The 15366-nt window shown below is 71.4% G+C and carries 11 protein-coding genes and 1 pseudogene; 10 read left to right on the top strand and 2 right to left on the bottom strand.

Annotation, left to right across the window (positions count from 1 at the left end):
• Positions 1-40: 40 nt before the first annotated feature.
• From QM809_RS14455 to hisS, 3 genes are all read left to right on the top strand, one after another.
• The gene (locus QM809_RS14455) at positions 41-343 is read left to right on the top strand and encodes an ArsR/SmtB family transcription factor (protein WP_415046431.1); all 303 of its coding nucleotides are present in this window, start codon (positions 41-43) and stop codon (positions 341-343) included.
• A gap of 146 nt (positions 344-489) precedes the next feature.
• Positions 490-1200, top strand: coding sequence for an MBL fold metallo-hydrolase (locus QM809_RS14450; RefSeq protein WP_415046430.1), 711 nt, complete (start codon positions 490-492; stop codon positions 1198-1200).
• Positions 1197-2462 (top strand): histidine--tRNA ligase, encoded by a 1266-nt coding sequence (gene hisS, locus QM809_RS14445; RefSeq protein WP_415046429.1) that lies wholly within the window; start codon positions 1197-1199, stop codon positions 2460-2462. Before QM809_RS14450 ends, hisS begins: the two co-directional genes overlap by 4 nt.
• 323 nt (positions 2463-2785) lie before the next feature.
• On the opposite strand, the pseudogene QM809_RS14440 reads toward hisS, so the two are convergent.
• Positions 2786-3668, bottom strand: a pseudogene (locus QM809_RS14440) (neutral zinc metallopeptidase).
• A 149-nt stretch (positions 3669-3817) separates the two neighbouring features.
• On the opposite strand from QM809_RS14440, the gene aspS reads away from it, so the two are divergent.
• From aspS to QM809_RS14425, 3 genes are read left to right on the top strand one after another with little or no spacing between them, the layout of a single operon-like run.
• Positions 3818-5605, top strand: coding sequence for an aspartate--tRNA ligase (gene aspS, locus QM809_RS14435; RefSeq protein WP_415046428.1), 1788 nt, complete (start codon positions 3818-3820; stop codon positions 5603-5605).
• A 13-nt stretch (positions 5606-5618) separates the two neighbouring features.
• Positions 5619-6746, top strand: coding sequence for a hypothetical protein (locus QM809_RS14430; protein WP_415046427.1), 1128 nt, complete (start codon positions 5619-5621; stop codon positions 6744-6746).
• Between the two features lie 19 nt (positions 6747-6765).
• The gene (locus tag QM809_RS14425; RefSeq protein WP_415046426.1) at positions 6766-8172 is read left to right on the top strand and encodes a replication-associated recombination protein A; all 1407 of its coding nucleotides are present in this window, start codon (positions 6766-6768) and stop codon (positions 8170-8172) included.
• Between the two features lie 20 nt (positions 8173-8192).
• On the opposite strand, the gene QM809_RS14420 is transcribed toward QM809_RS14425, so the two are convergent.
• Complete coding sequence (locus QM809_RS14420) at positions 8193-8660, bottom strand: OsmC family protein (RefSeq protein ID WP_415046425.1); 468 nt, start codon at positions 8658-8660, stop codon at positions 8193-8195.
• A 181-nt stretch (positions 8661-8841) separates the two neighbouring features.
• Here QM809_RS14420 and alaS point away from each other — a divergent pair, with 181 nt between their 5' ends.
• Genes alaS through QM809_RS14400 form a run of 4 tightly spaced genes read left to right on the top strand, consistent with a single transcriptional unit; the run spans position 8842 to position 15353 of the window.
• On the top strand, positions 8842-11508 hold the full coding sequence (gene alaS, locus QM809_RS14415) for an alanine--tRNA ligase (RefSeq protein WP_415046424.1): 2667 nt from the start codon (positions 8842-8844) through the stop codon (positions 11506-11508).
• Entirely contained in the window at positions 11505-11957 is a 453-nt protein-coding gene (gene ruvX, locus QM809_RS14410; RefSeq protein ID WP_415046423.1) for a Holliday junction resolvase RuvX, read from the top strand. Before alaS ends, ruvX begins: the two co-directional genes overlap by 4 nt.
• Complete coding sequence (locus QM809_RS14405) at positions 11950-14529, top strand: endolytic transglycosylase MltG (RefSeq protein WP_415046422.1); 2580 nt, start codon at positions 11950-11952, stop codon at positions 14527-14529. Before ruvX ends, QM809_RS14405 begins: the two co-directional genes overlap by 8 nt.
• The gene (locus QM809_RS14400) at positions 14529-15353 is read left to right on the top strand and encodes a shikimate dehydrogenase (protein WP_415046421.1); all 825 of its coding nucleotides are present in this window, start codon (positions 14529-14531) and stop codon (positions 15351-15353) included. Before QM809_RS14405 ends, QM809_RS14400 begins: the two co-directional genes overlap by 1 nt.
• The last annotated feature ends 13 nt before the right edge of the window (positions 15354-15366 follow it).

The raw sequence follows: 15366 nt of genomic DNA, 5'->3' as shown, positions 1-15366 counted from the left end.
CGGATTGCGGAGCATCGACGGTACGACGATCATGGCGCTCGTGGACGCGCGACTGACCCCCGACGAGGTGACCCACTGGTCGACCCGCTTCGCCCTGCTCGGCGACCCGACCCGGCTCGCGCTGCTGGTCGAGATGCACGCCGAACCGGGCCTGCCGGTGTCCGCGCTCGCCGCGCGGGTGGGGATCAGCGAGAACGCGGCGTCGCAGTCGTTGCGGTCGTTGCGCGACAGCGGCTGGGTCGACGCCGACCGGGCCGGCCGCTCGGTCCGCTACTCCCTGCGCCCCGACGCCGTGGTGCACACGATCCTGCACGACGTCGTGGGCGTCCGACACCAGCACTGACACCTCCGGCGGTGCGGACTCCCGCCGTTCCGCCGGCTGAGCCGCCCCGCGAACGACGTGAGCGGGGCGTGTCGAAGCCCCCGCGGCTCCGACCGGTGCGGGTCCGCGCGCACTCGGCGTCGTCGCCGGGTGACACAATGGGCGGCATGCTCATCACCGGTTTCCCCGCGGGGATGTTCCAGACCAACTGCTACCTCGTGTGCGACGAGGAGACCCGAGAGGCGATCGTCATCGACCCGGGCCAGGATGCCGCGCCGCAGGTCCGGGCCGCCCTGGCCGAACACGACATGAAGCCCGTCGCGGTCTTCCTCACCCACGGGCACCTCGACCACACCTGGAACGCCCAGGAACTGGCCGACGAGTACTCGATCCCGGTGTACATCCACCCCGACGACCGCGGCATGCTGGCCGATCCGGGCGAGGGCCTGGGCAAGGCGCTGGCCGCGATGATCGGCGTGCTGACCTTCCGCGAGCCGGAGAAGGTGATCGAGTTCGTCGACGGCGAGGAGATCGAGGTCGCCGGAATCCGCTGGAAGATCGACCACGCACCCGGCCACACCCGCGGCAGCGTGCTGCTGACCACCGAACTGGTCGACGACGGCCCCGACGAGACCGCGGCCCGGCCCGTCTGTTTCAGTGGTGACGTGCTGTTCCAGGGTTCGATCGGGCGCACCGATCTGCCCGGCGGCGACCATCAGCAACTGCTGGACTCCATCGGCGAGCGGATCCTGCCGATGCCGGACGAGACCGTCGTCCTGCCCGGGCACGGACCGCAGACCACCGTCGGCGCCGAACGGGCCACGAACCCGTTTCTGACCGGCACCCTCGACATCAAGAAAGGACGTAACGGACTGTGAGCGGAGAATTCGCCGCACCCAAGGGGATTCCGGACTACTTCCCACCGGCCTCGGCCGACTTCCTGGCGGTCCGTGACGCTTTGACCGATGCCGCGCATCGCGCGGGCTACGGGCACATCGAGCTGCCGATCTTCGAGGACACCGCGCTGTTCGCGCGGGGCGTCGGGGAGTCGACCGATGTGGTGAGCAAGGAGATGTACACCTTCGCCGACCGCGGCGGCCGCACCGTGACGCTGCGCCCGGAGGGCACCGCCGGCGTCATGCGCGCGGTGATCCAGCACGGCCTCGACCGCGGCCAGCTGCCGGTGAAGGTCTGCTATTCGGGCCCGTTCTTCCGGTACGAGCGCCCGCAGGCCGGCCGCTACCGCCAGCTGCAGCAGGTGGGCGTGGAGGCCATCGGCGTCGACGATCCGGCGCTCGACGCCGAGGTGATCGCCGTCGCCGACGAGGGCTACCGGCGGCTCGGCCTGTCCGGGTACCGGCTGGAGCTCACCTCGCTCGGCGACGACACCTGCCGCCCGCAGTACCGGGAGGCGCTGCAGAAGTTCCTGTTCGGGCTCGACCTGGACGAGGCCACCCGCCGGCGCGCGGAGATCAATCCGCTGCGGGTGCTCGACGACAAGCGCGCCGAGATCAAGGAGATGACCGCCGACGCCCCGCTGATGATCGATCACCTCAGCGATTCGGCGCGCGAGCACTTCGCGGCCGTACGACGTCACCTGGACGCCCTGGGCGTGCGGTACGAGCTGAATCCGCGCCTGGTCCGCGGCCTGGACTACTACACCAAGACGACGTTCGAGTTCGTGCACGACGGTCTCGGCGCGCAGTCGGGCATCGGCGGCGGCGGCCGGTACGACGGCCTGATGAAGCAGGTCGGCGGCAAACAGGACCTGTCCGGCATCGGTTTCGGCATCGGCGTCGACCGCACGGTGCTGGCGCTCGCAGCAGAGAACGTCTCGGTGGCGGGGCAGGGGCGCGTACAGGTGTACGGCGTGCCGCTCGGCGCCGCCGCCAAGGACGCGCTGGTCACCGTCGCGGGCGCCCTGCGTGCGCAGGGCATCAGCGTCGACCTGGCCTACGGCGACCGCGGCCTCAAGGGCGCGATGAAGGCCGCCGACCGCTCCGGCGCGCGCCTGGCGCTGGTGCTGGGCGAGAACGAGCTGGCCGAGGGCACCGTCGAGGTCAAAGACCTCGGCAGCGGTGAGCAGACCAAGATCGCGCTCGACGACGTCGTGCGGGAGATCGCCGCGCGCCTGGCCTGAGATCCGGACGAACACCGGCCGCCTGTGTGGCACGAACGGCATATCGCCCTTCGTGCCACACAGGCGGCCGGTGTTCGTCGGTGGACCCCCGCGCTTCTCGGTAGTCGAGCGGTTCTTCGGTGATCGAGTCGTCCCCCCGGTGGTCGAGTCGGCCTCCGATGATCGAGCGGAGTCGAGATCTCCGGTGCCTCGGACAGCGGTCTCGACTCCGCTCGACCAGCGAGGTGGAGTTGAGACCGGCGAGGTGGAGTCGAGACCGGCGCGGGGAAGCGCTCCGACCGCGGACAGCGGTCGCCGGAGGCGGGGCCGCGTCGTCGTGCGTTCTACAGCCTGTTGGTGGCGAACGTGTCGCACTGGCGGGGCTGGCCGCCCTGGTAGCCGGTGGTGAACCAGCGGACGCGCTGCTCGGCGCTGCCGTGGGTCCAGCCCTCCGGGTTGGAGTTGGCGCCCTGGATGGTGTCGTCGCCGATCGCCTTCGCGCTCTGGATGATGTTGGCGATCTGGTCCTTGGACAGCGGTTTGAGGAAGCCCTTGCCCGAACCCTGCTGCGCGTGATGGAACCAGACGCCGGCGAGGCAGTCGGCCTGCAACTCGATCCGCACCGAACCGTTGTTGCCCATCCGCTGGCCCTTGGCGAGCACCCCGGTCAGGTTCTCCACGTGGTGGGCGAATTCGTGCGCCACGACGTACTCGATGGCGGAGGCGCCGTCGGATCCGCCCATCCGCTTCAGTTCACCGAAGAACGTCGGATCGAAGTACGCGATCTTGTCGCCGGGGCAGTAGAAGGGGCCCATCGCCGACGACGCCGCACCGCACGCGGTGCTCACCTGGGCCGGAGAAGATCTTGGTCTTCGGCTTGGTGTAGCCGTTCATCAGCGTCGGCCACACCTGGTCGAGGCTGACCGTGGTCGCGACGATGATGCAGATCGAGTCGCCCGCGTTGGCCTTCTCGATGGTGCAGCCGTCGATGTGCTGCTGCAGGGCCGTGCTGGAGCCGGTGCCCGTGCCGGTCTGCTGCTGGACCGCGTTCTGGCTCGAACCGCCCAGGATGTCGCCGGGGTTGATCCCGAAGACCAGCGCCACGATCGTCAGCAGAAGACCGGCTCCGCCGCCGAGGGCGATCTTGCCGCCGCCGCCCATTCCGCCGCCGCTGCCGCCGGCGCTCACTCCGCTGGTGTCGAGCCCACCACTGCCTTGGAAAGTCACCTGCCCATGATGACATGCCGCTCCCCGCATGAGGCCCCAAGCGGCGACGACGGTGTCGACGGGGATGCGGGATGTGCCCCGCCGCGCACGACCACTACGATGGAGGGTCGAGTATGTCTGCCGTTCGGCACCTCTTCGAAAGGAACTCAGTGCTTCGCACCCACCTCGCCGGGTCTCTCCGCCGTGAGAACGCCAACCAGACCGTCACCGTCGTCGGCTGGGTCGCCCGCCGTCGCGACCACGGAGGCGTGGTCTTCATCGATCTGCGCGACGCATCCGGGCTGGTCCAGGTGGTCTTCCGCGACGAGCAGGTGGCCGAGGCCGCGCACCGGCTGCGCGCCGAGTACTGCGTCCAGGTGACCGGCGCCGTCGAGGTCCGGCCCGAGGGCAGCGAGAACGCCAACCTGGCCTCCGGCGCCGTCGAGATCAACGCCCGCGAGCTGACCGTGCTCAACGAGTCCGCGCCGCTGCCGTTCCAGCTCGACGAGCACCCGGGCGAGGAGGCGCGCCTGCGCTACCGCTACCTGGACCTGCGCCGCGAGGGCCCGGCCAAGGCCCTGCGTCTGCGCAGCCGGGCCAACGCCGCCGCCCGCGAGGTGCTGGCCGCCAACGACTTCCTGGAGATCGAGACCCCGACGCTCACCCGGTCCACCCCGGAGGGCGCCCGCGACTTCCTGGTGCCCGCGCGTCTGCAGCCGGGCTCGTTCTACGCCCTCCCGCAGAGCCCGCAGCTGTTCAAGCAGCTCCTCATGGTGGCCGGCATGGAGCGCTACTACCAGATCGCGCGCTGCTACCGCGACGAGGACTTCCGCGCCGACCGCCAGCCCGAGTTCACCCAGCTCGACGTCGAGATGAGCTTCGTCGACGAGGACGACGTGATCGCGCTCGCCGAGCAGATCCTGGTCGCGCTGTGGAAGCTGATCGGCTACGAGATCACCACCCCGATCCCGCGCATCACCTACGCCGACGCGATGCGCCGCTTCGGCAGCGACAAGCCCGACCTGCGGTTCGGCATCGAACTGGTCGAGTGCACCGAGTACTTCGCCGAGACCCCCTTCCGCGTGTTCCGTGCGCCCTACGTGGGCGCCGTCGTCATGCCCGGCGGGGCGTCGCAGCCGCGCCGCCAGCTCGACGCCTGGCAGGAGTGGGCCAAGCAGCGCGGCGCCAAAGGCCTGGCGTACGTGCTGGTGCAAGAGGACGGCGGCCTCACCGGGCCGGTCGCCAAGAACCTGTCCGACACCGAGCGGGAGGGTCTGGTCGCCCACGTCGGCGCGAACCCGGGCGACTGCATCTTCTTCGCCGCCGGCGCCGTCAAGGCCTCGCGGGCGCTGCTCGGCGCCGCCCGCGGCGAGATCGCCGACAAGCTGGACCTGAAGAAGGACGGCGACTGGGCGTTCACCTGGGTCGTCGACGCCCCGCTGTTCGAGCCGGCCGACGACGCCACCGCCTCCGGCGACGTCGCCGTGGGCTCGGGCGCCTGGACCGCCGTGCACCACGCCTTCACCTCGCCCAAGCCGGAGTGCCTGGACACCCTCGAATCCGATCCGGGGTCGGCGCTGGCCTACGCCTACGACATCGTCTGCAACGGCAACGAGATCGGCGGCGGCTCCATCCGCATCCACCGCCGCGACATCCAGGAACGCGTCTTCAAGATCATGGGCATCGGCGAGGACGAGGCCCAGGAGAAGTTCGGCTTCCTCCTGGACGCCTTCGCCTTCGGCGCCCCGCCGCACGGCGGCATCGCCTTCGGCTGGGACCGCATCACCTCGCTGCTCGCGGGCGAGCCGTCGATCCGCGAGGTGATCGCCTTCCCGAAGTCCGGCGGCGGCGTCGACCCGCTCACCGACGCCCCGGCCCCGATCACCCCGGCCCAGCGCAAGGAGTCGGGCATCGACGCCAAGCCGAAGTCGGCTCCGGCCGACGCGGACAAGGTCTGATCCGGCGATACCGATGACCGTGATCGAGCGAGACGTCCTCGCTGAGGCGCTGCGCACCGGCGAGGCGCTGCTGACGCGCCGCGCCGGGGCCACCGTCGCGCTGACCGAGCCCGAGGACCTGGGCGGCACCGGACGCAGCACCGTCGTCCGGGCCCGCCTGGGTGAGAACAATCCCCTGGACACGGGCCGGTCCGTCGTCATCAAGGTGCTCGACGACGACGCCCCGACCGCCCCCTTCCTCCGGGAGGTGGCCGCCTACCGGTACGCCACCGCGCTGCCGAACAACTCCCGGCCCGGCCCGCAGCTGATCGCCGCGGACGAGCAGGCGCGCGTGCTGGTGCTGACCGATCTGGGGCACGGCCGCGGCATGATCGAACTCCTCGGCGAGGACCGCGGGGCCGCCGCCCGCGCCCTCAGCGCCTGGGGGCAGGCCCTGGGCCGCATGCACGCGGCGACCGTCGGCGGCGAGGACGATTTCGACGCGCTGCTGCGCCGCACCCTGCGGGGCGGTCCGAGCACCGGCGGCGACGAGGTCCGCGCCCAGATGGTGGCCGCCCGGGAGGGGGCGCAGGAGCTCACCGCGCGCCTGGGCATCGACCTGGATCCGCGGTTCGCCGCCGACCTCGACGCCGGCACCCGCCTGTTCGACGGCGGCGACCTGCGCGCGTTCAGCCCGTCCGACGTGGGTCCGGAGAACATCCTGATCAACGAGGACGGCGTCCAGTTCATGGACTACGAGTTCGGCGGCTTCCGGGATGCCTCGCTCGACGTCGCGTACGCGCTGGTCACGTTCCCGGCCTATCTCGCCGAGTCGGCGCTGAGCTTCCGTGAGCCGTTGGAGAAGATGCTCGTCGACGCGTGGCGCGCGGAGGTCCAGCCGCTCTGGCCGACCGTCGGACGCGACATCGATCTGGGTCGTCGGCTGCTGGCCGCGCGGGTGCTGTGGGTGTGGCTGTGCACGCACTGGCTGGTGACCGGCGGCGCCCGCGGACACGACTGGGCCCTGAACACCGGCGACGCCCGGGTGGTCCTCACCCGCTGGGCCGACCTGGTGGAGGCGGCCCGCCGCGCCCGCGACGCGGAGATGTTCGAGGCCGCCGAGCAGATGGAGCGCGCACTGCGGCTCTTCTGGTTCGAGTGAGATCCCCGGCCGGAGCGAGATGAACGACGACGGTCCCGGGCTGTTCGCCGACCCCACGGCGTCCTCCGCGGAGGAGGTGTCGTCGTCGCACGCCGCCGCGCCGGTCAAGCCGCTCGCGGTGCGGATGCGGCCGGAGTCGCTCGACGAGATCGTCGGACAGCAGCATCTGCTCGCCGAGCGGGCCCCGCTGCGTCGGCTGATCGACGGCACCGGTGCGTCGTCGGTGCTGCTGTACGGGCCGCCCGGCACCGGCAAGACCACGATGGCGTCGTTGATCAGCCGCCACACCGGCGGCCGGTTCGAGGCGCTCTCGGCGCTCTCGGCGGGCGTCAAAGAGGTGCGCGCGGTGATCGACACGGCGCGCCGGCGCCTGGCGCAGGGCCGCCAGACCGTCCTGTTCATCGACGAGGTCCACCGGTTCTCCAAGACCCAGCAGGACGCGCTGCTCGACGCCGTGGAGAACCGGATCGTGCTGCTGGTGGCGGCCACCACCGAGAACCCGTCGTTCTCCGTCGTCGCCCCGCTGCTGTCCCGGTCGCTGGTGCTGCAGCTGCAGCCGCTCACCGACGACGACGTCACCACGGTGCTGCGGCGGGCGATCGAGAGCCCGCGGGGGCTCGCCGGAGCGGTGGAGTTGAGCGCCGAGGCGCTCGAGCACCTGATCGCGGTGGCCGACGGCGACGCCCGCCGTGCGCTGACCGCGCTGGAGGCCACCGCCGACGGCGTCCTGCGCGATGCCGCGGCCGCCGCGACCGACGACGACGCGCCGGTGCGGATCGAGGTGGCCGACGTGGAGGCGGCGATCGACCGCGCCGCCGTCCGCTACGACCGCGACGGCGACCAGCACTACGACGTGATCAGCGCCTTCATCAAGTCGATCCGCGGGTCCGACGTCGACGCGGCCCTGCACTACCTGGCGCGCATGATCACCGCGGGGGAGGATCCGCGGTTCATCGCCCGACGCCTGATGGTGCACGCGAGCGAGGACATCGGCATGGCCGACCCCACCGCGCTGCAGTCGGCGGTGGCCGCGGCGCAGGTGGTGCAGCTGGTCGGCATGCCCGAGGCGCGGCTGGCGCTGACCCAGGCCACCATCCACCTGGCGACCGCCCCGAAGTCGGCGGGGGTGGTCCAGGCGATGAGCGAGTCGATGGCCGACATCGCGAGCGGCCGGATCGGGCAGGTCCCGACGCACCTGCGCGACGGCCACTACGCGGGCGCCCAGAAGCTGGGCAACGCGGTGGGCTACGTCTATCCGCTGGACCATCCCGGGGGCGTGGTGCCCCAGCAGTATCCGCCCGATCCGCTGGTCGGGCGCGATTACTACCGGCCGAGCGACCACGGTTTCGAACGGGAGCTCGGTCCGCGGGTGGCCCGGCTGCGCAGCATCGTGCGGAGGATCACCGGGGGATCGCGGAAGCGATGAACACCATGCCGCGAGGCTGATCAGCCCACGGTCACGGTCGCCTCGTGGCGCACCGGGAAGTTCACCGAGTTCGCGATGAAACACCACTCGTGCGCCTCGTGGTGGGCGGCGAGCGCGGCGTCGATCATCGAGGCGTCGGCGACGGTGACCCGCGGCCGCAGCACGGCCTCGGTGAAACGCCCGCCCTCGCCTTCGAGGAGCATCGTGGCCGTCGCCTCGTCGACGTACGAGGTCACGACCACGCCGCGGGCCGCGCAGGCGTGCAGGTACGAGAGCAGATGGCACTGGGCGAGGGCGGCCACCAGCATGTCCTCGGGGTTCCACCGGCTCGCATCGCCGCGGAACGCCGGGTCGGCCGAGGCGGTGAGCGGGGGTCGGCCGTCGGCCCGGAGTTCGACGGTCCGGTCGTAGTCCCGGTAGCCGGACGTCCCCGAACCGCGGTTCCCGACCCAGGTCGCGGTCAGTCGATACCCGTGTTCTGCGTGCATGCGACAGAGTGTGACAGAGTGCGTCCACCGGTTAATCGACGCCGGTGGGTCGTCCGATCGGGCGACGACGGTACTCTGGGTAGTCGCAACAGCCGTCCCGACCGAGATCCATCATTTCGCAGTCCGTTGGATTCTCCGGGGGCCGGGACACCACGACGACATCTCCGAGGACGACACCGCAGTGCAGACGCATGACATCCGGAAGCGCTTCCTGGATCACTTCATCCGGGCCGGACACACAGAGGTGCCCAGCGCCTCGCTGATCCTCGACGATCCGAACCTGTTGTTCGTCAACGCGGGCATGGTGCCGTTCAAGCCGTACTTCCTCGGCGACCAGACTCCGCCGTACCAGCGGGCCACCAGCGTCCAGAAGTGCGTGCGCACCCTGGACATCGAAGAGGTCGGCATCACCACCCGGCACAACACCTTCTTCCAGATGGCCGGCAACTTCAGCTTCGGCGACTACTTCAAACGCGAGGCCATCGAGTTCGCGTGGTCGCTGCTGACGAACCCGGTCGCCGAGGGCGGCTACGGCATCGACCCGCAGAAGCTGTGGCCGACGGTCTACCTCGACGACGACGAGGCCGAGACCATCTGGCGCGAGGTGATCGGCGTCCCGGCCGAGCGCATCCAGCGCCGCGGCCTCAAGGACAACTACTGGTCGATGGGCGTGCCCGGCCCGTGCGGCCCGTGTTCGGAGATCTTCTACGACCGCGGCCCGGAGTACGGCATCGAGGGCGGCCCGGAGGCCGACGAGGACCGCTACATCGAGATCTGGAATCTCGTGTTCATGCAGAACGAGCGCGGCGAGGGCGGCGGCAAGGAGGGCTACGAGATCCTCGGCCCGCTGCCGAAGAAGAACATCGACACCGGCATGGGCATCGAGCGCGTCGCCTGCATCCTGCAGGACGTCGACAACGTCTACGAGACCGACCTGCTCAAACCGGTCATCGACCTGGCCTCCGAGCTCACCGGCCGCCGGTACGCCGCCGGCGACAAGGACGACGACGTGCGCTTCCGCGTGATCGCCGACCATTCGCGGACCGCGGTCATGCTGATCGGCGACGGCGTGATCCCGGGCAACGACGGCCGCGGCTACGTGCTGCGTCGCCTGCTCCGCCGCGTCGTGCGGTCCATGCGCCTGCTCGGGGCCGCCGAACCGACCATGCGCGCGATCATCGAGTGCGTCATCGCGAACATGAGCCCGTCGTACCCCGAGCTCGCCGAGCAGCGGGACCACATCCTGTCGGTCGCGGTGGCCGAGGAGACCAGCTTCGCCAAGACGCTCGCCTCCGGTTCCAAGCTCTTCGCCGACGCCGCCGGCACCACCAAGAAGGCCGGCGGCACGCGGATCAGCGGCGACGACGCCTTCACCCTCCACGACACCTACGGCTTCCCGATCGACCTCACGCTGGAGATGGCCGCCGAGGCCGGGCTCGACGTCGACCGCGACGGCTTCGCCGAGCTGATGGCGCAGCAGCGCAGCCGGGCCAAGGCCGACGCCACCGCCCGCAAGTCCGGGCACGCCGACATGTCGGTGTACCGCGACTTCCTCGACCGCGGTCCCACCGAGTTCACCGGATTCACCGAACTGGTCTCGCAGGCCCGGGTCCTGGGCATGGTGTCCGACGGCGCCCGCGTGGTCTCGGCCACGCCGGGCACCGAACTCGAGGTGATCCTGGACCGCAGCCCGCTCTACGCCGAGTCCGGCGGCCAGCTCGCCGACACCGGCACGCTGACCACCTCCGCCGGCGCCCGGGTCACCGTCAAGGACGTGCAGAAGCTGAACAAGCAGGTCTGGCTGCACAAGGTGGTGGTGGACGAGGGCGAACTGGTCGAGGGCGACGAGGTCCTCGCCGCGGTCGACGCCGGCTGGCGCCACGGCGCCACCCAGGGTCATTCGGGCACCCACCTGGTGCACGCCGCGCTGCGCCAGATCCTCGGACCCACCGCGACCCAGGCGGGCTCGCTCAACCGGCCCGGCTACCTGCGCTTCGACTTCCACGCGTCGGCGCCGCTCACCGAGGAGCAGCGCGGCGAGATCGAGCGGATCAGCAACGAGGCCGTCGAGGCGAACCACACGGTGAACACCTTCGAGACCGACCTGGCCAAGGCCAAGCAGATGGGCGCGCTCGCCCTCTTCGGCGAGAACTACGGCGACCGGGTCCGCGTGGTGGAGATCGGCGGACCGTTCTCCATGGAGCTGTGCGGCGGCACGCACGTGGCGAGTTCGGCGCAGATCGGCCCGGTCACCGTCATCGGCGAGGGCTCGGTCGGTTCGGGCGTGCGGCGCGTCGAGGCCTACGTCGGCATGGACTCGTTCCGGTACCTGTCCAAGGAGCGCGCCCTGATGGCGGGCCTGGCGTCGTCGTTGAAGGTGCCCTCCGAGCAGGTGCCCGACCGCGTGGAGCAGCTGGTGACCCGACTGAAGGACGCCGAGAAGGCCCTGGAGGCCGTGCGGGCCGAGCAGGCGCGCGCCGCGGTCGGCGGCCTGATCGACTCCGCCGAGACCGTGGGCGGCACGCTCGTCGTGGCCGGCCGGGTCGGCGACGGCGTGGACGCGAACGGACTGCGCGGCCTGGCGACCGAGCTGCGCGGCAGGGTCGCCGACCGGGATGCCGTCGTCGTGCTGTTCGCCGTGGACGGCGCCAAGGTGCCGTTCGTGGTCGCGACCACCGAGGCGGCCCGCGCCGCGGGCCTGAAGGCGGGCGACCTGGTGAAGGAGCTGGCGCCGCTGGTCTCCGGTCGAGGCGGCGGCAAGCCCGACCTGGCCCAGGGCTCCGGCGGCGACGCCGACGGCATCGACGCCGCGCTGCGCCGGGTCCGCGACGTGATCGGCGAACGTTGATCGCACCGCGGGGGAGGCGTCTGGGGATCGACGTCGGGAGCGTCCGGGTCGGAGTCGCCAGCTGCGACCCCGACGGGATCCTCGCGACGCCGGTGGAGACCGTGCAGCGCACCGCCGACGACGCCGACGTGCGCCGGGTGGCCGACATCGCCGCCGAGTACGAGGCGGTGCAGGTGGTGGTCGGTCTGCCCCGGACCCTGCGCAACACCGAGGGCGCCGCGGTGGAGGCCGCCCGGGCCTTCGGCTCTCAGGTGGCCGCGGCGATCGCCCCGGTTCCGGTGATCTACCACGACGAACGACTGACCACGGTGACCGCGGCAGGGGCCCTGCGGGCCAGCGGCAAGAAGGGCAAGGCCGCGCGCGCCGTCATCGATCAAGCAGCCGCGGTCGCTATCCTTCAGGGATGGCTCGACGCGCAACGAAGCGGAGGATGGGGCTCAAGTGACTGATCAGCAAGGACCGGAGGAGTCCCCGGAACCGCCGTCGCAGCCCGGGACGCCGCGTTCGGCGTCCCGGCACCGGGGTCGGCGGGGCCCGGGGGACCCGACCACCACCGGCAGCATCCCGCTCGTACGCACCGACCCCGATCTGCCCGACCCGACCGTCGACTACCGGCGCCCGGATCGTTCCAAGAACCCGTACCTGGAGATCCGGTACGCCGATCCCGCCCTGCCCGAGTTGAGCGTGCGGAAGGGGTTCACCACTCCGGAGCAGCACCAGCACGAGCAGGAACGGGCCGAACAGGAGCGGACCGAGCAGGCATCGGCGTCGGCTGCGCGGGGAGCGCAGCCGTCGACGTCGGCACCGGCCGGTTTCGAGCCCCCGGCATCGTTCGATCCGCCCGCCCCGTCCACCGAGTCGCGTGACCCGCAGAGTCCCCCCGCCTCGCCGCCCGTGGCATCGGTACCGCCCGTCGCACCGGTGTCGCCCGTCGTGCCGCTGCCGTCTGCGGCACCGCCCACCGCGCCGCAGACTCCTGCGATGCCGCCGAAGTCTCCGGCGCCGAAATCCCCGGTGACGCAGGCCCCGCCGCCTCGACCGCGCATCTCCACGGCCCCCGTTCCGGCCGGATTCGAACCGCAGGCGTTGCGCACGCCGACGAGTCCGCAGGCGCGGCCCTTCGCCGAACCCCAGTCCGCCGCGGGCTACGAACCGCCGTCTCCGCCCGCACCGCGCCTGGTGACCGGTGACCTCCCGCGTCCGGGCGCCGAGGAACGACCGCGCCCGTCGACCGGTGAGCGGAAGCGTCCGTCGCCAATGCGTTCGGGGCCGCTGCCCGGCCCCTTCGGGTACGTCGAGACCCGGACCGAGGCCGAGGTGTACGAGGCGCTCACGATGGCGAACCCGGTGCTCGACGGCCCCGCCTCGGACGAACCCGACGCCGACGTCCCCGAGATCCCGCGGGCGGCGACCCCGCCGCGCGCCGAGGCTCCGCGCCCGGAGAGGTCCCGGTCGGAGAAGGCTCGTTCGGAGGAACCGAGCCGAGAGAATCCGCGTCCGGAGGTTCCGCGGAGCGCAGGGGCCGCGGACGAGTCGGCGGCTCCCGGCGAGTCAGCCGCCTCGGACACGCCGCCCTCGCGGAACAAGCCGGTCTTCCCCGACAAGACGAGCACCGGCGGCCACGCCGTCGTGACCGCGTCGTCGGCACCCGCCGTGGATTCGGTCGAGTCCGCCACCGAGCGGATCTCGAACACCCGGGCGGCCTCGCCCGCGGACATCACTCCGACTGTGCGGGAGAGCGTGTTCGTGCCGCCCGAGTCGGTCATCACCACGGGTCCGCAGACCCGTTTCGACATCCTGGAGAGCAACGATCCCTTGTCGCACGACGACGTTTCCGGTCCGGACGAGAACGGCGAAGCGCCGGCCGGCATGCCCGCCCGACCGCATAAGAACCGCAAGGCGCTGATCGCCGTCCTGGCCATCGCCGCGGTTCTGCTGCTGGTCGGCATAGTAGGTCTGAACGCGATCGGGGTCTTCGACTCGCGCAAGGACTTCGATTCGACCACCGGCGGCGAGGCCGCACTGGTGGAGATCCCCGAGGAGTCGACGCTGCGGGACTTCGGCCGGATCCTGGCCGACGCCGGTGTGGTGGGCAGCCAGCACGCCTTCGTCGAGGCGGCCGGAGACCGAGCGCTCTCCGCGGGCTTCTACAGCCTCCCGAAGGGCATCTCCGGAGCCACCGCGGTCACGATGATCGAGGACGAGGAGAGGAGCCACCGGGTCGGTCGCCTGGTGATCCCCGAAGGTCAGCAGCTCGACTCCAAGAAGGGCGTCGACGGCAAGACCAAGGAGGGACTCTTCGCGGCCCTCGCCGATGCCACGTCGATCGAGGCCGACGGGAAGACCTACGGGGTCACCGTGGAGCAGCTGCAGGAGGCCGCCGCGACCGCCTCCATCTCCGAACTGGGCGTCCCGGACTGGGCGAAGGCCCCCGTGGAGCGCCTGTCCGGCGACCACCGTCGGATCGAGGGCCTGATCGCTTCGGGCGCCTGGGAAGACATCGATCCGCGACTGGACGCGAAAGAACTGCTGCACTCCCTGATCACCCGCAGCGTCGCACGCTTCGAGACGTGGGGGCTGCTCAGCGCCAACTCGTCGGGCCTGATGCCGTACGACGCGCTGGTGGTCGCCTCCGTCGTCGAGGCCGAGGTGAGCCACGAGAACGACTACGCCAAGGTCGCCCGCGTGATCCTGAACCGCCTGGACCGGGATCAGAAGCTGCAGATGGACTCGACGGTGAACTACACCGCCGAGATCACCGACATCGACGTCCGCGGCGACGCCTACAAGGACAAGAACGAGTGGAACACCTACCAGCGTGACGGCCTGCCCGCGACGCCGATCGGCGCGGTCGGCGAGCGCGCGATGGAGGCGGTGGAGAGCCCGGCCGAGGGCAACTGGCTGTACTTCGTGACCGTCGACACCAAGGGCACCACGCTGTTCGCGCGGACCTTCGCCAAGCACAAGGCGAACCGCCAGGTCGCGTGCCGCAACAAGCTCGTCGTCACCGGTTGCAGCTGATGACGGAACCGCGTCGGGCCGCCGTCCTCGGTTCGCCGGTCGGCCACTCCCGGTCACCGGACCTGCATCGGGCCGCCTACGCCGCACTCGGCCTGGACGGCTGGACCTACGAGGCGCTGGAGACGACGGCCGAGGAGCTGCCCGGACGGGTCGCCGCCGCCGGACCGGACTGGGCCGGCTTCTCGGTGACCATGCCGGGCAAGCTCGCGGCCCTGGAGTTCGCCGACGAGCGCACCGCGCGGGCCGACCTGATCGGTTCGGCCAACACCCTGGTCCGCCTGCCGGACGGCCGCTGGCGCGCCGACTGCACCGACGTCGACGGCATGGCCGGCGCCCTGACCGAGGCCGGGGTGCCCGCGGAGGCGACGCGTGCGGTGGTCGTCGGCGCCGGCGGCACCGCGCTGCCCACGGTCGCGGCGCTGGCCGACCGGGGGATCGACGACCTCACGGTGGTGGCCCGCAGCGCCGCCCGCGCCGAGGACGTGGTCGGGCTGGCCCGGCGGCTCGGACTCGCCTGCCGCGTGGTGGGCTTCGAAACCGCTCCGGCGCTCACCGAGGCGGTCGCCGCCGCCGACGTCGTGGTCTCCACCGTGCCCGCCGACGCGACGGCGCCGGCACTGGACTCGCTGCGCTGCGCGGCCCGGCTGGTCGACGTGATCTACGATCCGTGGCCCACCCCGCTGGCCGAAGCCGTCTCCGCCCGCGGCGGCACGGTGGTCGGCGGTTTGACGATGCTGCTGAACCAGGCCTACAGCCAGGTGGAGCAGTTCACCGGTCGACCCGCCCCGCGTGCAGCGATGGCCGCGGTCTTCGCAGCAAAATAGCCGAATCGGCTGG

The organism is Gordonia sp. (in: high G+C Gram-positive bacteria) (genome assembly GCF_047600385.1).
Taxonomy (GTDB): Bacteria; Actinomycetota; Actinomycetes; order Mycobacteriales; family Mycobacteriaceae; genus Gordonia.
Note: the sequence above shows the minus strand (reverse complement) of the source record. Positions and strands in the feature narration are given on the sequence as shown.

Bases quoted from the DNA above. Each gene is read 5' to 3' on its own strand.
- QM809_RS14450 (WP_415046430.1), top strand. From the start codon at position 490: ATGCTCATCACCGGTTTCCCCGCGGGGATGTTCCAGACCAACTGCTAC.
- QM809_RS14430 (WP_415046427.1), top strand. From the start codon at position 5,619: ATGACCGTGATCGAGCGAGACGTCCTCGCTGAGGCGCTGCGCACCGGC.
- QM809_RS14425 (WP_415046426.1), top strand. From the start codon at position 6,766: ATGAACGACGACGGTCCCGGGCTGTTCGCCGACCCCACGGCGTCCTCC.
- QM809_RS14420 (WP_415046425.1), bottom strand. From the start codon at position 8,660: ATGCACGCAGAACACGGGTATCGACTGACCGCGACCTGGGTCGGGAAC.
- QM809_RS14400 (WP_415046421.1), top strand. From the start codon at position 14,529: ATGACGGAACCGCGTCGGGCCGCCGTCCTCGGTTCGCCGGTCGGCCAC.